Here is an 18,459-nt window from a genome sequence, read left to right as displayed (position 1 = left end):
GCATGTGGCTTGACACGATCGCCGCCGACAGCGTCAGCGCGGGCGGATCAGCGCCGCTGCACCGTCAGCTCAGCGATCTCCTGCGCCGCGCCGTCGTCGACGGCGATCTCGGTCCGAGAGATCGATTCCCGACCGAGACCGAGCTGCAGGGCCATTTCGGGGTCTCCCGTTCGGTCGTGCGCCAGGCGCTCGCGACCCTGGCGGCGGAGGGGCTGATCCAGCGCGGCCGCGGCCGGGGGACGGCTGTTGCCGTCGGCGTCGCCCAGCACCGCTCGCTGCAGCGCACCGCCGGGCTCCAGACGCAGTTCGCCGAACACCGCGTCGCTGTGGGCACGGAAGTGCTCGCGTTCGGGCGCGGCGCGGACCCCGTCGCCGCCTCGAGCCTCGGCACCATCGCCCTCGTCGAGATGGAGCGCCTGCGCCGCGTGGGCGGCGAGCCGATCGCGTACATCCGCACGTGGGTGAAGCAGGCCGACGTTCCGGGGCTCCGCGGCGACGAACTCGCGGACGCCTCGCTGCACGAGACCCTGCGCAGTCGCTACGGCATCGACGTCTCGGCGGGGCGCCGGCAGGTCCTCGCGGTCCGAGCGGACGACCGCATCGCCGCCCTCCTCGAGATCGAGCCGGGTTCCCCCTCGCTGCTCCTCGAGGGCACCAGCCTCGGCAACGACGGCCTTCCGTGCGAGTATTTCCGCACCTGGCACCGCGCCGATCGCGTCGTGTTCGACGTCGACGCGGCGGAGCCGTCGGCGATCGGCACTGAGGGCGGTCAGCACGCTCCGCCGGCGGCGCGGGAGCGGGAGAGCCTCGATGCGTGGGCGCTCCGCCTCGCGCACGAGATGGAGTCGCTGTCCGCCGCCCTGGCCGCGCGGGTCCCGCCCTCGGGCTGACTCCGCGCAACCGGCGCCGGCGCCGGAACCCTGCGCCTCACCTGTTCCAGAGGGCCGTCCAGTCCACGCCGAGGTCGCGGACCAGGCGCCGGATGGTCGACAGCGACATGCCGACGACCGTCGACGGGTCGCCCTCGACCGACTCGATGAAGGCCCCGCCCAGGCTGTCGACCGTGAAGGCTCCCGCGACGTGCAGCGGCTCGCCCGTCGCGACGTAGGCGTCGATCTCGTGGTCGGTGATGTCGGAGGCGAACCTCACGCGCGCCTCGGCGACGGCGTGCGCCTCGTACGAGCCGTCGGGCGTCACGTGGTACACGCTGTGCCCGGAGTGCAGCACGCCGGTGCGGCCGCGCATGTCGTGCCACCGCGCCGTCGCCCGCTCCGGGGTGTGCGGCTTGCCGTACACGACGCCCGCGAGCTCGAACATGGAGTCGCCCCCGATGACGAGCCCCGAGAAGCCCTCGTCCGCGAGGCGCCCCGCGACGTCCTCCGCCTTCCGCCTCGCCAGCAGGAGCACGTGCTCGCTGGGTGCCAGGGTGCGGCCCTCATCGGCCTCGACCGCGGCGACGACCGCCTCCTCGTCGACGCGGGGCGACTCGAGCCGCGGCTCGATGCCGGCCTGGCGCATGAGCATGAGGCGGGCGGGGGAGGTGGAGGCGAGGCAGACGTCCATGCCGTCAGCCTAGAACGTCAGCCGCACACGGCGCCGACGGAGGCCGACTGCACGAGCTTGCGGTACTTCGCCAGGACGCCCGTGGTGTACCGCGGCGGCAGCGGTTCCCAGCCCTCCGCGCGGGCGGCGAGCTCGGCGTCGTCGACCTGGAGGTCGAGGGTGCGCTTCTGTACGTCGACCCGGATGACGTCGCCGTCGCGGACGAAGGCGACGGGCCCGCCGTCGACGGCCTCGGGCGCGACGTGCCCGATGCACAGCCCCGTCGTGCCGCCGGAGAAGCGCCCGTCGGTCAACAGGAGCACGTCGGCGCCGAGGCCGGCGCCCTTGATGGCGCCCGTGATGGCCAGCATCTCGCGCATGCCCGGCCCGCCCTTCGGACCCTCGTACCGGATGACGATGACGTCGCCGGCCGTGATGTCGCCGGACAGCACCGCCGCCATGGCCGGCTGCTCCTGATCGAATACGCGCGCCGTGCCCTCGAAGACCGTCGAGTCGAAGCCCGCCGTCTTCACCACGGCGCCCTCTGGCGCGAGCGACCCGTGCAGGATCGTGATCCCGCCCGTCGGGTGGATCGGGTCGGCCACGGCGCGGAGGATCTTCCCGTCCGGATCCGGCGGCCTGACGTCCGCGAGGTTCTCGGCGATCGTCCTGCCCGTGACGGTGAGGCAGTCGCCGTGCAGCAGCCCGGCGTCCAGCAGCGCCTTCATCACGACCGGCACGCCGCCGATCCGGAACACGTCGTTCATCACGTATCGGCCGAACGGCTTGAGGTCGCCCAGGTGCGGGACCCTGTTGCCGATCCGGTCGAAGTCGGCCAGGCGCAGGTCGACCTCGGCCTCGTGCGCGATCGCCATCAGGTGCAGGACGGCGTTGGTGGAGCCTCCGAAGGCCATCACGACGGCGATGGCGTTCTCGAACGCCTCCTTCGTCATGATGTCGCGGGCCGTGTGTCCTCGCCGGAGCATGCCGACGACGGCCTTGCCGGATTCGACCGCGTACGCGTCGCGCGCGCTGTCGACGGCGGGAGGGGCGGCGGAGCCCGGCAACGACATGCCCATGGCCTCGGCGGCGGATGCCATGGTGTTGGCGGTGTACATGCCGCCGCACGCGCCCTCGCCGGGGCAGATGGCCTTCTCGATGCTGGTGAGGTCCTCGAGCGACATCCGCCCGGCGCGGCAGGCGCCCACGGCCTCGAAGGCGTCGATGATGGTGACCTCGCGCTCGGTGCCGTCGGAGAGCTTCGCGTATCCGGGCATGATCGAGCCGTTGTAGAGGAACACGCTGGCGAGGTCGAGCCGTGCCGCCGCCATGAGCATGCCGGGGATCGACTTGTCGCAGCCGGCCAGCAGCACGGAGCCGTCCATGCGCTCGGCGCTCATCACGGTCTCGACGGAGTCGGTGATCACCTCACGCGAGACCAGCGAGAAGTGCATGCCCTCGTGACCCATCGAGATGCCGTCCGACACGGAGATCGTGCCGAATTGCAGGGGGTAGCCGCCGGCGGCGTGCACGCCCTCCTTGACGCCCTTGGCCAGACGGTCGAGCGACAGGTTGCACGGGGTGATCTCGTTCCACGACGAACCAACGCCGATCTGCGGCTTCTCCCAGTCGTCGTCGCCCATGCCGACGGCGCGGAGCATGCCGCGCGCGGCGGTCCGCTCCAGGCCGTCGGTGACGTCGCGCGAACGCGGCTTGATATCGGGCGCGCCGCCGCTGGTCGTCGAGCCCTCCGGAGTCCCGCTGCCCTCGCTCATGGGCCGAGTCTAGGGCGGAGCGGCCCCGCAGGGGAGGGGGCAGGTCGGATCCGTGCGCTCCGCTCCGGGCTCAGCCCACCTCGCCGAGCCTCCGGTAGCGGTCGTGGCGGAGCACCCGGCGCCGCTCCGGCCGCACCAGCTGCAGGGCGGCGATCTCCTGTGCGATCGCATCGCCCATCCGGATGCAGAACGCCTCGCGCTCCTCCGCGGCGTCAGGGCGCTCAGCGACGATCCGGTCGACGATGGCGTTCTCGCGCAGGCGTGCCGAGGCGACGCCCTGCTGCTCCGCCAGCTCGGCGGCGTGCTCCGTGTCGCGGTGCACGATCGCCGATGCGCCCTCGGGCGGCAGCGGCGACAGCCAGGCGTGCTCGGCGGCGATCGTGCGGTCGGCGGGCAGCAGCGCGAGCGCCCCGCCGCCCGTGCCCTCGCCCAGGAGCACCGAAAGCGTCGCGCCGCGGTGCGTTGCGAGATCGGCGAGGCAGTGCGCGATCTCGCTCGCGAGCCCGCCCTCCTCGGCCGTCTGGGACAGGGCGGCGCCCGGCGTGTCGATCACGGTCACGAGCGGCAGCCTCAGCTCCTCCGCGAGCCGCATGGCGCGCCGCGCGGCGCGCAGCGCGCCGGGGCCCAGCGGCGCGAGGGCGCGCTGGGTGCGCCGGTCCTGGCCGACGACGACGCACGGGATGCCGCCGAATCGGGCGAGCCCGAGCGAGAGCCCAGGGTCGCGCTCGCCCTGGCCGGTCCCGGAGAGCGGCACGACGTCGGTGGCCGCGTGGCGCAGGAGCTGGCGCAGGCCGGGGCGGCGCGCGTCGCGCGTGCGGGTGATCGAGGCCCAGGCATCGGTCGCCCCCTCCGGATGCTCGGCCGCGGAGCCGGGATCTCCCGCACGCGCGGTCAGTTCCGCGTGCGTCGGCCGCTCCAGCAGGCGCAGGGTGCGGCGCACGACGTCGCGCAGCTGCTCGGGAGGCAGGACGCCGTCGATGATGCCGTGCGCGGCGAGGTTCTCGGCCGACTGCACGCCGTCGGGGAACTCCTGGCCGTAGAGCGCCTCGTACACGCGGGGCCCGAGGAAACCGACGAGAGCCCCCGGCTGCGCGACCGTCACCTGCCCGAGCGAACCGAACGAGGCCAGCGCGCCACCGGTGGACGGGTGGCGCAGGTAGGCGAGGTACGGCAGCCCGGCGTCCTGGTGCGCCGCGACGGCCGTGGCGATCTTCACCATCGCCACGAACGCCAGGGTTCCCTCCTGCATCCGGGTGCCCCCGGATGCCGTGGACGCGAGAACCGGCAGGCCCTCGGCGGTCGCCCGCTCCATCGCCGTCACGAAGCGGTCGGCCGCGGCCGTGCCGACCGAGCCGGCCAGGAACGCGAACTCGCACGCGATCAGGGCGACGCGGCGCCCGTCGACCATGGCCTCGCCCGTCACGATCGATTCGTCCGTCCCTGCCTTCTCCGCGGCGGCCGCGAGCTCCCGACGGTAGCCCTCGCCCAGGTCGGGCTCGCGGGGCGGTGCGTCCCACGAGCGGAACGTGCCCGCGTCAGCGATGAGCGCGATCAGCTCGCCCGCCGACACCCTGCGGCGCCCCGACGCGCTCACCGTCGGCCGCCGTCCGAGGTCGCGCCGGCGAGCCACGCACGGATGGCGTCCCCGTGCTGATCCAGCACGGGCGGGGCCTGGTGCGACGGCCGGACCCGCTCGTTGCCGCCGTCGGCGTCGAAGAAGCGCAGGACGGGGCCGGGCAGGCTGATGCTGCCGAGGGCCGAGTGCTCGGCATCGACGACGAGGCCCTGCGAGCGCACCTGGTCCCATTCGTAGACCTCGGCGAGGTCGCGCACCTTGCCCGCAGGCACGCCTGCGGCGGCAAGGCGCTCGAGCAGGGGCTCGGCATCCTGGTCGGCGAACGCTCCCTCGACGCACGAGATCGTCTCGCCGCGGTGCGCCACGCGCTCGGCGTTCGTCGCGAGCCCCTGCGCGTCCGGATCGAGGCCGAACTCCCGGCAGAACGCCTGCCACAGCCTGTCGCTGCCCACGCTGATCTGCACGGCGCCGTCGCGGCAGCGGAACAGCCCGTACGGCGCGATCGACGGATGGTGGTTCCCCTGAGCGCGGGGCGTCTCGCCGGCCACCGTGACGCGGGTGCCCTGGAACGCGTGCACGCCCACGATCGATGAGAGCAGCGAGGTGCGAACCACGCGCCCCTCGCCGGTCCGCTCGCGCTCGTACAGGGCCGCCAGGACGCCCACGACGCCGTGGATGCCGCCGAGCAGGTCGGCGATCGGCGTTCCGACGCGCTGCGGGTCGTCCGGCGCCGATCCGGTCAGGGACATCAGCCCCGCCTCGCCCTGCACGATCTGGTCATAGCCGGCGCGGCCCCCCTCGGGCCCGTCGTGGCCGAACCCCGTGATCGACAGCTGTACGAGGCGCGGGTTGAGCTCCGCGAGGGCCTCGGCACCGAAGCCGAGGCGATCCATCACCCCCGTGCGGAAGTTCTCGATCATGACGTCGGCCCGTGCGAGCAGCTCGGTCAGCACGGCCCGCCCGTCGTCGGACTTGAGGTCGAGCGCGATCGACTCCTTGTTGCGGTTGCACGACAGGAAGTAGGTCGAGTGCTCGGCCCCGTCGGAGCCGGCGACGAACGGCGGCCCCCAGGATCGGGTGTCGTCGCCGCTGCCCGGCGCCTCCACCTTGATCACGCGGGCGCCGAGGTCGCCGAGGAGCTGGCCGGCGTGTGGGCCGGCCAGGGCGCGGGACAGGTCGACGACCAGCACGCCGTCCAGAGAGCCCTCGTAAGTCATACCGATTCCTTCTTCCTGATCGCGAGCGCCCGTTTCAGAGCCGGCAGCGCCTGGTTCGGGTCGTCCCCGCGCCAGGCGACCATCTGATCTGGGCGGACGAGCACGAAGTCGGCGCCCCACAGCGAGCGCGCTCGCGCGCGGTCGGCTTCGCTGAGCACGAGGACCTGCAGCCGTTCGGCCGCCGCGTCCGGTGCTTCCTCAGGGAGCCGCTCGACATCTGCGAGAGCGACGAGCGTGAACTCGGGACCCAGTGCGTCGTATACGGCGCGCCCGTCGCTCAGCCACAGGTGGGGCAGCAGGTGCCCGGGGGCGGCCGAGGGCGTGTACGTGATGGCGTCCGGTTCCGGCCCACCGTCGTCCGGCGCATTCAGCGCGCTGTCCGGATACGAGTATCCGAGCACGAGCCCTTCGGCGTGGAACTCGGCGGCCTTGACCGCGAGTCTGTCGTGCGCTGTCGCTCTGGCGGCGTCGCCGTCAGGCCCGGGCTCCGCGAGCGCGGGGTCCGAGAAGGTGTACGCGAGGTGCTTCGTGTTGTGGGAAGCGACGTCGATCATGCGCCGGGCGGCCGGGCGGCGCTCGGCCTCGTAGGTGGCCAGCAGTTCCGGCCCCGCGGCGCCGTCGAGCACGGCGGCGAGCTTCCAGGAGAGGTTGAGGGCGTCGAGTACGCACGTGTTGAACCCGTGCCCGCCGAAGGGCGGATTCAGGTGGGCCGCGTCGCCGACGAGGAAGACGCGACCGGCGCCGTACGAATCCGCGAGCAGCATCTTCGCCGTCCACGGGTCGGTCGCGACCACGTCCACGTCGAGGTCGTCTCCGACACCGGCCAGCCGCCGCACGAGACCCGCAGGGTCGTCGCACTCGTCGGGGTCGACGCCCTGCGCGATCACCCACCACAGGTCGTCGCGGTCGAGCTGGCCGATCATGCCGGATACCTCGCCGACGACCCAGTACTGCACGGCGGTCGGGATGCTCGTCCGCTCGGCGAGCGCGCGAGAGCGGAAGACGACGTTGAAGTTCGGCCGCGGAGCTGAGGTGCCGCTGAGCCGGATGCCCAGCGACTTCCGCACGGCGGAAGACCCTCCGTCAGCGCCGACGACGGCGCCGGCGCTGACGGTCGCCGAGGGCTCGCGGTCGGCGAGGCTGATGACGGCCGTTCCCGGTTCCTCGTCGAGCGCTGGTGCGATCAGGGCGACCGGCTCGTGCGGCGTTCGGACCGAGACGACCCTGAGCCCGTAGGCGACCGTCACGAGGGGTTCGGCGTCGGCCGCCTCGCGCAGCACCCGCTCGACGGTCGGCTGCGGCACCTGCTGCCCGATCTCCGGCGAGTGCGCGAAGCCCTCGCGGTAGAGCTGGAAGGCATGGCGGAACCGGCGCAGCTCGTAGCCGTCCAGCCCCGTGCAGAAGGCGACGTCCTCGGAGTAGTCGACATCGAGCGGAGCTGCCGCCCTGAGCGCGTCGGCCAGGCCGAGGCCGCGCAGCAGCGTCATGGTGCGGGCGTTCGTGGTCTTCGCACGCGGGCGGTACGGGTACACCTCGGCGCGCGGTTCGATGACGAGGCTCCGGATGCCGCGGCGCGCCAGGTCGAGCGCCATCATCAGGCCGGACGGGCCGGCGCCCGCGATCAGGACGGGAACCTCACGGGGCAGCGCGTCGAGCGCGGCAGATGCCGAACGGGCGTTCATACGGTGGGGGCCTTTCTGCGGCGCGGCATCAGCAGCGCCACGACGACGCCGATCGCGGCGGGGACGCCGAACGCGAGCGCGGCGGCGCCGATGGCGCCGTCGGTGCCGATGACGAGAGAGCCGTAGTAGGGGCCGGCGATCGCCCCGACGCGGCCGACGCCGAGGGCCCAGCCGAGGCCCGTTGCGCGGACGTGGCCGGGGTAGTACTGGGCGACATGGTCGTTGAGCATGTTCTGCGTGCCCATTCCGCCGAAGCCGGCGAGCACGACGGCGACGATGAGGACCGGGCCGCTGACGCCGATCAGCAGGGAGCCGAGCGCGACGGCGGCCGCGACGAATCCGACCGTCATCACGAACTTGGGCGAGGTGCGCTGGCTCACGACCGAGCCGATGACGGTCCCGCCGATCGCGCCGACCGAGTACCAGATCAGGAAGGAGATCGAGGCGCTCGTGCCGAATCCCGATTCGCGCATGATCTGCGGCAGCCACGTTGTCAGGCCGAAGATCGTGAGCAGGCTGATGACGCAGGCGACCCAGATCAGCACCGTCGCGCTCGCCATGCCGTCGCGGAAGAGCCCGGCGAGCCCTCCGAGTGCGCTGCCGCGGGCGCCGCCGTCGCCGGATGCGCGGATCGCCCGGGTGGTCTGCGCCTCCTCTGGCAGGCCGTACTGCGCCGCGATCCGCGCCGCCTCGTCCTCGCGGCCCTGCGACCGCAGGAACGTCGGCGACTCCGGGATCGACCTCAGCAGGAAGGGGACGAGCAGGAGCGCCAGGCCGCCGATCGCGTAGACGGGACGCACGCCGAACTGCGGCAGCACGTTCATCGAGATCGTCGCGGCCAGCAGCAGCCCGACGGCGGGCGCGGTGAGCACGAGGCCGACGGCGATCGACTTCCGCTCGGGCGAGGCGAACTCGTTCGCGACGGAGACGGCCACGGGCAGCAGCCCGCCGATGCCGAGGCAGGCGAGCAGACGGAACGCTGCGAACCACGTGAAGTCGGGCGCAGCGGCGCAGGCGAGCATGAAGACGGAGAACGTGACGACGGCGATCGCGAGCATGCGCCGTCGGCCGATGCGGTCCGACAGCGTGCCGGCGACCAGCGAGCCGACCAGCATGCCGACGAGGGCGATCGAACCGACGACGCCGGCCTGCGTGGGGGTCACGCCCCAGTTCTCGGGCCCGAGGAATCCGGGCAGCGTGGCGCCGTAGACGGCGAGGTCGTAGCCGTCGCCGACGATGGCGAGCCAGCAGAGCAGGAAGATGCCCAGCGACGACTTCTTCGGCGTCGCCGTGCGGGCGGAGGATGCGGTGCTCATCGTTGAGCCTCTTTCTGTCGGTTTCTTCTGGCCAGGCGCACCAGTTCGCGGCCGTAGTCGTTGCCGTTCGGGGTGCGCATGACGGTGTGGATGTGGAACGGCTGCGGGGTGTCGTTCATCAGGAAGACCCCGCAGTGGTGGTCGAGCTCGACGATGACGACGGGGCTCTGCACGCGGCAGTAGTAGGGCTCGTCCGGGCCCGTCCCGCCGATCCACGAGAACCAGGTATCGCCGAGCTGGGCCCGGATCTCGGCCATGCGCAGCCGCGCAGGCCCCTCGGGCAGGATCGAGACGAAGTCGGCGACGAGGCCCCACACCAGCTCTTGCGCTCGCGCGGAGAGCTCGGCCACGCGGACGCCCTCGTAGCCGATCACGCGGTTGTCCTGGAACGCCCCCGCGAGGTGGCGCTCGTCTCCCGGATGCAGGCGACCGGCCGGCAGATCCGTCATGCTCGCGTGGGTGATCGCCGCGGCGCGCTGGGCGTCGTCGAGCTCCGCCATGATCCGGCGCCCGATCGCGATGCGCTCGGTGAAGGCGACGGCCCCGGCGTGCGGGCCCTCGTCGATCTCGTTCGGCTCGGCGCCGAGGAACACGGGCGAGACGACCATCTGGCCGTCGATCACGAGGCAGTTCACGGCGCAGTGGTGGCCGAACAGCTGCCAGCCCCAGGGCTCCGTGAGGCTCGGCCGGCCGAAGAGCGAGGCGTTGTACGAGTACTCGTTCATGATGCCCGGCAGGCCGACGACGTCGCCGAGGAAGCCGTTGATCCGCATCATCGTGCGGACGTCCCGCGCGCCGCGCGGGCTCAGGCTCGCGTCGACGACGGCGAGGAACGCGTCCCGCACCTCTTGAGGCTGGAACTCGAGCCGCAGGCCCGTGTCGAACTGCAGGAACTCGGGGTTCGCCCAGTGCTGCCACTCGGGCGATTCGATCGGGTACGAGACCCGCTCCCGGGCGTCATCGTCGAGCAGTTCGAGGAGGCGCTCGGCCGCACGCACCATCGCCGCGGTCGGTGCGGCGTCCTCGGCGGCGGGGCGCTCCAGCGCATACAGGCCCCCGATGAGGCCGCCGTCGTTCGTGACGCCGGCGAACGGTTCGTCGTAGAGCCGCTTCCATCCGTCGATCAGGTCGCCCGTGAAGTCGTCGTGCCGCGCGACCGGCGCGTAGGAGTAGGCGTCGAGCCCGCGCAGTTCGGCGATGCGCGGGTGGCCCTCGGGGAACAGGAAGTCGCGGAACGTCATCGCGGTTCCTCGTCGTCCGGGTGGTTGTGGCTGCGCACCGCGCGCCGGATGCGCTGCGCGTCGCCGGCGACGACCGCCTCGACGAGCTCGCGGTGCGCCGCTGCGCGGTCGGCGATGTACGCGGCCTCGCGGTCGGTGTCCCCGTAAGCCGGCTCGCTGCGCTCGAGGTAGCCGAGGCAGCTGATGTAGACGGCGCTCATCATGGTGTTGGGCGCCAGGCCGGCGATCAGCTCGTGCAGGTGCCAATTGCGGCGGATGAACTCCTCGTACCCGATGCCGGGTTCCGACATCGCGGCGACGGCGGCGCGCAGCTCCGCGGCCGCAACGGGCGTGCAGCTCTCCGCCGCGCCGATCGCGATGGGCTCCTCGAGCGCTTCGCGCAACCCGATCGCATCGCGCACGGAGCTCGCCGTGCCCTGTGCGGACAGCAGCGTGTGCCGCATCCGGACGACGGGGGTCTCCGCCGCGATGAAGAGGCCGCCTCCGCGGCCGGGGCGGATCTCGAGCACGCCGCGCTCGCGGAGCAGACGCACCGATTCGCTGACGGTCGTGCGCGCGAAACCTACCTCGTCGCGGATCTCGTCGAGGGTGCCCAGGCGGTCGCCCGGGCGCAGCTCGCGCTCCCGGATGTGGCCCAGCAGTGTGTCGGCCAGCTGTTCGGCGCGCGACCGGGGCGGGATCACCGAGAGCGCTTCGAGGTTCGACTTCCCTGTCATGGGGAACACTATAGACACATAAGGTATGAATGTTTAAGTTCTTAACGTGAGGTTCGCGCGAGCGTTCCCGAGTGACGAGGTGGTCCCATGCGGGTAATCGGAGTGGAAATGGCCGGCGAGACCGGGCCCGGCGAGGGTGGAGTCTGGGTCGCCGCCGTCGACGGGGTCGACACGCCCACGGTCGGGCGAGCGACGCTCGTCGCGCCGCTGCGGGAGTTCTGGTCCGACCCGAAGGCCGCGATGTCCGCACCGGACGGCCTGCCGATCGAGGTCGGCGGCGACGCCGGAGCGACGGTCGTGCCGCCCGTGCTCCCGGAGGCGCGCGTGATCTGCATCGGCCTGAACTACCGCGACCACATCGCGGAGGGCTCGTTCGCCGACGTCGAGCACCCTCCGTACCCCACGCTGTTCGCCCGCTGGACCCGCTCGCTGGTCGCGGGCGGCGTGAGCGCCCCCACCAACGCCAATGAGCGAGGGCTCGACTGGGAGGGCGAGATCGCCGCCTGGGTCGGCGCGGACCTGTGCGAAGCGACGGAGGAGGAGGCCCGCGAGGCGATCCTCGGCTATTCCACGTTCAACGACCTCACCTCGCGCATCGCGCAGAAGCTCACGTCGCAGTGGATCCTGGGCAAGAACGGCGACAGGTCGGGCCCGATCGGCCCGCTCGTCACGGCAGACGAGGCGGGCGACCTGCGCGACGGCCTGCGGGTGCAGACCCGCGTCAACGGCCAGGTCGTGCAGGAGTCGACCTCCGACATGCAGATCTACGAAGCGGGCGCGACACTCGCCCTCATCTCGCAGACGCTCACGCTGCGGGCGGGCGACATCCTGTGCACCGGCACGCCGTCCGGCGTCGGCTACGCGCGCGATCCCGAGTGGCTGCTCCACCACGGCGACGTCGTGGAGGTCGAGGTGGACCGGCTCGGCACGCTCCGCACGCCGATCACGGGGCCCGAGACGCGCTGAAGGCGGAGATCGGCGAACGGGAACACCGATCGCCCGTTCGCGGTTGCATCAGCCGGACGGCCCCGCACGGGGGCCGCGAAGCGGAGGAATCATGACGCGACTGGCCGTTATCGGAGGCACCGGATACGCCGGCGCCCACATCATCGAGCAGGCGAAGGCGCAGGGCATCGACGTCGTGTCGTACTCCCGTTCGACGCCGGAAGCGGCGATCGAGGGCGTCGAGTACCGCACGGGGGACTTCACGGATCGCGCGGTGGCATCGGAGATCGTGGCCGACGCCGACGTCGTCGTGATCACGGCAGCGCCGCGCGGCGACATGGTGGGCCGGGTCGAGACGGCCACCGCCCAGATCGCCGACCTCGCGGCCGCATCCGGCACGCGACTCGGCGTCGTGGGCGGCGCCGGCTCGCTGTACGCCTACGAGGGCGGCCCGCAGGTGTTCGACACCGACGGATTCCCCGACGCGATCCAGCCGGAGGCGCGCGAGGCTGCCCGGATGCTCGACGCGCTGCGCGAGCGCAGCGACGACTTGGACTGGTTCTACATCAGCCCTGCGGGCGGCTTCGGAGCCTTCGCGCCCGGCGAGGCCCTCGGCCGCTACCGCACGGGCGGCGACGTGCTCGTGACCGACGACGCGGGTGAGTCCTTCATCTCGGGCGCCGACTTCGGTCTCGCCGTCGCGGACGAGGTCGCCAGGCCCGCGCACCGCGGCACGCGGTTCACCGTCGCGTACTGACTGGGGCCGAGTCGCCGCTCGTGACGCGCGCGAGGTGCAGCGCGAGGTGGATCTCGAGGCGGCGGGGCGAGGCGTCCCATCCGGCGCCGAGAACGCGGCCGATGCGCTCGAGCCGCTGGCGGACGGTATTGCGGTGCACCCTCAGCGCGAGCGCGACGCGCTCGACGCTGCCGTCGCTCTCGAGGTAGAGGAAGGCCGTGCGCGCCAGCGCCGTGCCGTGCCCCTCGTCGTAGTCGAGCAGAGGATCGATCTGGGCGGTCATGCTTCCGGGGATTCCGCCGCGGCCCGCGAGATCGAGCAGCGCGCTCAGCATGCCGAGGTCGGCGGCGTCCACGACGCCGGCGCGGGAGAGCGCCGAGAGCGAGCCGTAGGCGAGCTGCGCGCGTGCGTGGGCGTCGGCGAGCCCCCCGACGTCGTCGATGGGGCCGGCGACGCCCGCGCGCAGCTCCCAGCCGTGCGAGCGGAACAGCTGCTCGGCCCGCGCGATCCAGTCCGAGTCCGGCGTCGCGAAGCACAGGTGGTCGTCGTGGGCGGCCATCACGACTCCGCCGAGCGCCCGCAGCACGCGCACGCGCTCGTCGCGGTCGCCGGTGCCGGGGTCGAGGACGACGACCCTGAGCGGGGCGCCGGGCGCGATGCCCCAGCGCCGCAGCCAGCGCTCGAGATGCTCGCGCGGCGCGTCGGGGCGATCGAGCAGGTCGCCGAGCACCTCCGTCTGCAGGCGGAGGTCGGCCTCGTCCTGTGCCCTGCGGACGACGAGCGCGAGGGCGACGTGGGCGGCGACGCGCTCGAGCAGGGACCGCTCGGCCGGCTCTCGCAGCTGCGAAGCGACGAGCGCGCCGAGCACTTCGCCGCGCGCCGAGACGCCCACCTCGTCGCCCGCAGGGATCGGGGTGCGGGCGGTCGTCGCGATCACCGTTCCGTCGCGGCCGCGCAGCTCGAGGTCGCTCGACAGCGCTCGAGCGCCGATGTCGAGGATCCGGGCGACGTCAGGGGCGTGGATGACCGCGTCGATCAGTTCGCCGTCGAGCGAGACCATGCGCGAGATCAGGTCGAGCTGCGCGGCGCCCCTGTCCTTCTCCTGCGCCAGGTCGTCGGCGGTGCGGGACAGCTCCGCGAATCGCATCGACTTGTCGAGCGCGACCGCGGCGTGCCGGCCCAGCGAGTCGACGTCTGAGACCTCGTCGGGGGTGAAGGTGCGCGTGTGCCGTTCCGCGACGACGAGCGCGCCCAGCGCCCGACCGCCGACGGTGAGGGGCACGCCCATGATCGCGCGCACCCCCTCGGCGCGCACGATCTCGTCGATGCGCGGCACGTGCGACAGCGCATCGTCGGCGAGGTAGTCGCTCGTCTGCGCCGGGGCGACGCCGGTCGCGATCTCGCCGAGCACACCGGTGTGCAGCGGCTGCCGCAGTGTGCGATACCCGTGCGTCGTCACCCCGTCCGACTGCCGGATGTACGTCTCCGCGTTCTCGAGGTCCGTGAAGCTGATGTACGCCATGTCGGTTCCCAGCAGTGAGCGCGTGCGCCGCACGATCGCCTGCAGCACGTCCTCGACATCGTCGAGCGCAGCGATGTCGGTCGCGGTGTCGAGCAGGATGCGCAGCAGCTCCTCGCGGGAGCGGGGGCTCATAGATGCCATGCACATGATCATTCCGCGAATATGTTCGCTTCGCCATGCGAATCGCGCCGGTCGGCGGATAGCGTCTCGTACCGGACCAGGACCGCGAACCGCGAGGGAGACACGATGCAGATCACGGGAGCCGTGCTCGAAGAGGTCGGTCGCGAGCGGCCGTACGCGCAGACCCGACCCCTCACGGTCGGTCGGCTCGAGCTCGCGCCCCCCGGGCCGACGGAAGTCCTCGTCCGCATCGAGGCCGCCGGCGTCTGCCACTCCGACCTGTCGGTCGTGGACGGCAATCGTTCCCGCCCGACCCCCATGCTCCTCGGCCACGAGGCGGCGGGCCGCGTCGTCGCGACGGGGGCCGCGGTGACTGACCTGGAGGAGGGCGCGCGCGTCACAATGGCGTTCCTGCCTAGGTGCGAGGAGTGCGAAGGGTGCCGCACGGGCGGGCGCCTGCCGTGCGAGCGCGGAACCGCCAGCAACAACGCGGGGACGCTGCTGAACGGCTCCCGGTTGCTGAGCCGCGGCGGAGAGGGCGTCTTCCACCACCTGGGCGTCTCCGGCTTCGCGACCCACGCTGTCGTCGACCGCGCGTCCGTCGTCCCCGTCGGGGACGACGTGCCCCCCGAGATCGCGGCCGTGCTCGGCTGCGCCGTGCTCACGGGAGGCGGCGCTCTGCTGAACGCGATCGAGCGCGGCGACGACGAATCGCTCGTCATCGTCGGCCTCGGCGGCGTCGGGGTATCCGCACTGCTGGCGGCGGTCGCGGAGCGCAAGGGCCCAGTCATCGCCGTGGACGCCCTGCGCGAGAAGCTCGACCTGGCGCTCGAACTCGGCGCGGACGAAGCGCTCACGCCCGACGAAGCCGCCGAGCGGGGCATCCGCGCGGATCACGCGCTCGAGTGCGCGGGCCACCCGCGCGCATTCGAAACGGCGTTCCGGGCGACGGCGCCGGGCGGGCGGACGGTCACGGTCGGCCTGCCGAGCCCGGAAGCGCTCGCGGAGATCTCGCCCCTGACGATCACGGCGGAGGCCAGGACGATCATCGGCAGCTACCTGGGGTCCGCGATCCCGAGCCGGGACATCCCTCGATTCGCCCAATGGTGGCGCGAAGGTCGGCTGCCGGTCGAGAAGCTGATCTCGCGGCGCATCCGGATCGACGACATCAACGAGGCGATGGACGAGCTCGCCGACGGGCGCGCCGTGCGCCAAGTGATCCTGTTCGACTGACCTGCCTCGGCGCCCACGGGGCGGCCGAGAACACCGCGGCGCGGACGCCGCTTCCGGCGAAGGAGACGGAGAAGATGACCCATACGTATGCGAGGCCCTGGAAGGCGGGGCCGTTCGATGTGCGACTGCCGTTCGTGCACTATCGCTTCGAGTGGCGGGACTACTCCCAGGGCCTGATCATGTGCGCGGTCGACCTCGGTGCGATCCCGCTGATGCAGGAGCTGCTCGGGATGCCGTTCGAGGCGGCGCTCGCGATCGTGGTGCTCAACGGCGTGCTCTACCTGCTGCACCACATGCTCGGCGATCCCGTGATCCCCGGATGGATCACGCCGGCGATCCCTCTGCTGACGCTGTACCTGAACGAGTTCCCCGTGGAACAGCGCGTGCACGCGCTCATCGCGTTCCAACTCCTGCTCGGGGCGTTCTCGATCGCGCTCGGTGCCACGGGGCTCGCCGCAAAGGTCGTGCGGGTCGTGCCGAACGCGCTGCGGGCCGGCATCGTGATCGGCGCGGGAATCGCGGCGGTTCAGGGCATCTTCGCCGCTGGAGGGCGCTTCGACACGTTCCCCTGGACGATCACGATCTCGGTCGGGCTCGCGTTCTTCCTGATGTACTCCAACGCCTTCAAGCGGCTGCAGCTGCGCAGCCGTGCAGCCGAGTTCATCGGCAGCCTCGGCATCCTGCCGGCGATCCTCATCGCGGTCGTCGTGGCACCGCTGTTCGGCGAGGCCCCGTGGCCGCAGATCGAGTGGGGGATCTCGACGCCGGACTTCGCCACGATGTTCTCGCAGTACACGGTGTTCGGCGTGGGGCTGCCTCCGCTGATGATGTTCGTCACAGCGATCCCGACCGTCCTCGCGGCGTACATCGTCGTGTTCGGCGACGTGCTGCAGGCCAGGGCCGTCCTCGCCGAGGCCGATGAGTTCCGGCCGGACGAGCGGGTCGTGTACGACCCGAACCGGGCGCACCTCATCTTCGGCGGGCGCAACGTGCTGATGAGCATCTTCGGCCCGGACAACGCGATGTGCGGCCCGCTCTGGGCCGCGATGCACGTGACGACGACGGAGCGCTACAAACGAGGGCCGAAGTCGATGCAGTCGATCTTCAGCGGTGCCGGCCGGTTCCGCTGGGGTACCAATACCGGCCTGTTCCTCCTGCCCATCGTGTCCCTGCTCGAACCGATCCTCGGGGTCGCCCTCGCACTCACGCTGCTCATCCAGGGCTTCGTGTCGATCAAAGTGGGGATCCTGGAGGCGGCGAGCCGGCTCGATCTCGGCGTCGCCGGCATCATCGCGGCGATCCTGGCGACGAAGGGCGCGGCATGGGGATTCGCCGCCGGAATCCTGCTCTGCGGTCTGATCTACACCGCCGACTTCTTCAAGAGCGACAGCGACGGCGTCTTCGCAGACAAGCCCGCGACGAAGGACGACGCGCGGGAGCGGTGATCGAGCGGGTGCCGCGGCGGCGCGGCACCCGCCTCGGCTCGATTCCGCCGCCTCGCAGGCGCGGCCTGACACGATAGGACCATGGAAACCGGCGACCTCGTCACCCTCGACATCACCGGCGTCGCGCATGGCGGCGTCTTCGTTGCGCGCGAACCGGGCGGCCGCGTCGTCTTCGTCAGCGACGCGATCCCCGGCGAGCGCGTCACGGCGCGCATCACCGAGGTCAAGAAGTCGTTCGCGCGCGCCGAGACCCTCGAGGTCGAGACGGCGTCGCCCGACCGCGTGCCGCACATCTGGCCGGGAGCAGGCGACGACCAGCCGGGCGGCGCCGACCTCGGGCACATCGCGCTCCCGCGCCAGCGCGAGCTGAAGGCGCAGGTGCTGCGGGAGGCGTTCGCGAAGTTCGCCGGGCTCGAGATCGACGTGCCGGTCGTCGGGCCGGAAGCGGTCCTCGGCGACGGGCATCCGGACGCGGTCGCGACCGCCGACGGGCTGCGCTACCGCACGCGGATCAGCCTGCACGTCGATCACGACGGCCGGATCGGGCCGTTCGCCGCGCGGAGCCACCGCGTCGTCGACGTCGAGGACTACCCCCTCGCGACGCCCGAGATCGCGGAGGTCGCCCTCGCGCTGCGCAGCGCCCCCGAGGGCCGCATCGACCTGGTGCAGCCGGCCGACGGCGGCATCCGGACGATCCGCCGGCCCGCCAGGAAACCGAGCCGCGGTCGCGGCCCGCGCGCTCCCCGGGAGCCGCGCGAGGAGCCGGAGGTCGTGATCGAGACGGCGGCCGGCAGGGACTTCCGGGTCGACGCCGGCGGCTTCTGGCAGGTGCATCGCGCCGCCGCCGAGGTGCTCAGCTCCGCCGTGCGCGGTGCTCTCGGCCCTCTCGAGTCCGACGCGTGGAACCTCGACCTGTACGGCGGCGTCGGCCTCTTCGCCGCCGCACTCGGGGAGCTGGCGGAGGGGGCGCGGCTGACCACGGTCGAGGCCTCGGAGCGCGCCTCCGTGCACGCCGAGGCCAACCTCGCCGACTTCGGCGCGGAGGCGCTCGACCTGCGGGTCGAGCACTTCCTCACGCAGCTCTCGCACCAGGCGAGCCTCTTCGACCGCGAGATGCTCACGCGCGGCGTCGCCCTGCTCGATCCGCCGCGCTCGGGCGCGGGGCGCCAGGTCGTGGAGACGCTCGCCGACCTCGGGCCGAGCCGCATCGCGTACGTCGCGTGCGACCCCGTCGCCCTCGCCAGAGACATCGGTACGTTCCGCCGGGTCGGGTACGAGCTGTCGTCGCTGTCGGCGTTCGACCTGTTCCCGCACTCGCACCACGTCGAGGCGCTCGCCATCCTCACCAGGTGACCGGTCCGCCCGGCGCACAGCGAACGGATAGGCTGGCCGG

15 protein-coding genes are annotated in these 18,459 nt (G+C 72.3%); 6 read left to right on the top strand and 9 right to left on the bottom strand.

The window, feature by feature from the left end:
- The first annotated feature begins 2 nt into the window (after positions 1–2).
- The gene (locus tag C0010_RS10265) at positions 3–890 is read left to right on the top strand and encodes a GntR family transcriptional regulator (RefSeq protein ID WP_105566980.1); all 888 of its coding nucleotides are present in this window, start codon (positions 3–5) and stop codon (positions 888–890) included.
- Between the two features lie 37 nt (positions 891–927).
- Here the strand turns inward: C0010_RS10265 and C0010_RS10260 are convergent, their stop codons facing one another.
- The 8 genes from C0010_RS10260 to C0010_RS10225 form a co-directional block, all read right to left on the bottom strand.
- Positions 928–1,563, bottom strand: coding sequence for a Maf family protein (locus C0010_RS10260; RefSeq protein ID WP_105566979.1), 636 nt, complete (start codon positions 1,561–1,563; stop codon positions 928–930).
- Between the two features lie 17 nt (positions 1,564–1,580).
- Positions 1,581–3,317: a dihydroxy-acid dehydratase gene (ilvD, locus tag C0010_RS10255; RefSeq protein WP_105566978.1), complete on the bottom strand. Its 1,737-nt coding sequence runs from the start codon at positions 3,315–3,317 to the stop codon at positions 1,581–1,583.
- Between the two features lie 70 nt (positions 3,318–3,387).
- A complete protein-coding gene (locus tag C0010_RS10250) occupies positions 3,388–4,911 on the bottom strand; it encodes a carboxyl transferase domain-containing protein (RefSeq protein ID WP_199286024.1) in 1,524 nt (507 codons plus the stop codon).
- Positions 4,908–6,110 carry a CaiB/BaiF CoA transferase family protein gene (locus C0010_RS10245; RefSeq protein WP_105566976.1) on the bottom strand — a complete coding sequence of 401 codons (1,203 nt, stop codon included), beginning with the start codon at positions 6,108–6,110 and terminating at the stop codon, positions 4,908–4,910. The genes C0010_RS10250 and C0010_RS10245 overlap by 4 nt, the downstream gene beginning before the upstream one ends.
- A complete protein-coding gene (locus C0010_RS10240; protein ID WP_105566975.1) occupies positions 6,107–7,792 on the bottom strand; it encodes an FAD-dependent monooxygenase in 1,686 nt (561 codons plus the stop codon). The genes C0010_RS10245 and C0010_RS10240 overlap by 4 nt, the downstream gene beginning before the upstream one ends.
- Positions 7,789–9,108, bottom strand: coding sequence for an MFS transporter (locus C0010_RS10235; protein WP_105566974.1), 1,320 nt, complete (start codon positions 9,106–9,108; stop codon positions 7,789–7,791). Before C0010_RS10235 ends, C0010_RS10240 begins: the two co-directional genes overlap by 4 nt.
- Complete coding sequence (locus C0010_RS10230; RefSeq protein ID WP_105566973.1) at positions 9,105–10,349, bottom strand: DUF3500 domain-containing protein; 1,245 nt, start codon at positions 10,347–10,349, stop codon at positions 9,105–9,107. The genes C0010_RS10235 and C0010_RS10230 overlap by 4 nt, the downstream gene beginning before the upstream one ends.
- Complete coding sequence (locus C0010_RS10225) at positions 10,346–11,065, bottom strand: FadR/GntR family transcriptional regulator (protein ID WP_105566972.1); 720 nt, start codon at positions 11,063–11,065, stop codon at positions 10,346–10,348. Before C0010_RS10225 ends, C0010_RS10230 begins: the two co-directional genes overlap by 4 nt.
- 108 nt (positions 11,066–11,173) lie before the next feature.
- Here C0010_RS10225 and C0010_RS10220 point away from each other — a divergent pair, with 108 nt between their 5' ends.
- Together C0010_RS10220 and C0010_RS10215 are read left to right on the top strand one after the other, a co-directional pair.
- Positions 11,174–12,031 carry a fumarylacetoacetate hydrolase family protein gene (locus C0010_RS10220; RefSeq protein ID WP_232531909.1) on the top strand — a complete coding sequence of 286 codons (858 nt, stop codon included), beginning with the start codon at positions 11,174–11,176 and terminating at the stop codon, positions 12,029–12,031.
- A 91-nt stretch (positions 12,032–12,122) separates the two neighbouring features.
- Positions 12,123–12,767, top strand: a complete 645-nt coding sequence (locus tag C0010_RS10215; protein WP_105566970.1) for an NAD(P)-dependent oxidoreductase — start codon at positions 12,123–12,125, stop codon at positions 12,765–12,767.
- On the opposite strand, the gene C0010_RS10210 is transcribed toward C0010_RS10215, so the two are convergent.
- Positions 12,751–14,409: a helix-turn-helix domain-containing protein gene (locus tag C0010_RS10210; RefSeq protein ID WP_158685431.1), complete on the bottom strand. Its 1,659-nt coding sequence runs from the start codon at positions 14,407–14,409 to the stop codon at positions 12,751–12,753. The genes C0010_RS10215 and C0010_RS10210 overlap by 17 nt on opposite strands.
- Before the next feature lie 105 nt (positions 14,410–14,514).
- Here C0010_RS10210 and C0010_RS10205 point away from each other — a divergent pair, with 105 nt between their 5' ends.
- From C0010_RS10205 to C0010_RS10195, 3 genes are all read left to right on the top strand, one after another.
- Positions 14,515–15,621: an alcohol dehydrogenase catalytic domain-containing protein gene (locus tag C0010_RS10205; protein WP_105567003.1), complete on the top strand. Its 1,107-nt coding sequence runs from the start codon at positions 14,515–14,517 to the stop codon at positions 15,619–15,621.
- 74 nt (positions 15,622–15,695) lie between these two features.
- Complete coding sequence (locus C0010_RS10200) at positions 15,696–17,066, top strand: hypothetical protein (protein WP_105566968.1); 1,371 nt, start codon at positions 15,696–15,698, stop codon at positions 17,064–17,066.
- 81 nt (positions 17,067–17,147) lie between these two features.
- Positions 17,148–18,419, top strand: a complete 1,272-nt coding sequence (locus C0010_RS10195) for a class I SAM-dependent RNA methyltransferase (RefSeq protein WP_105566967.1) — start codon at positions 17,148–17,150, stop codon at positions 18,417–18,419.
- Positions 18,420–18,459 lie beyond the last annotated feature (40 nt).

The sequence above is a fragment of the Microbacterium halophytorum genome, assembly GCF_002970975.1.
GTDB classification, from domain to species: domain Bacteria; phylum Actinomycetota; class Actinomycetes; order Actinomycetales; family Microbacteriaceae; genus Microbacterium; species Microbacterium halophytorum.
Note: the sequence above shows the minus strand (reverse complement) of the source record. Positions and strands in the feature narration are given on the sequence as shown.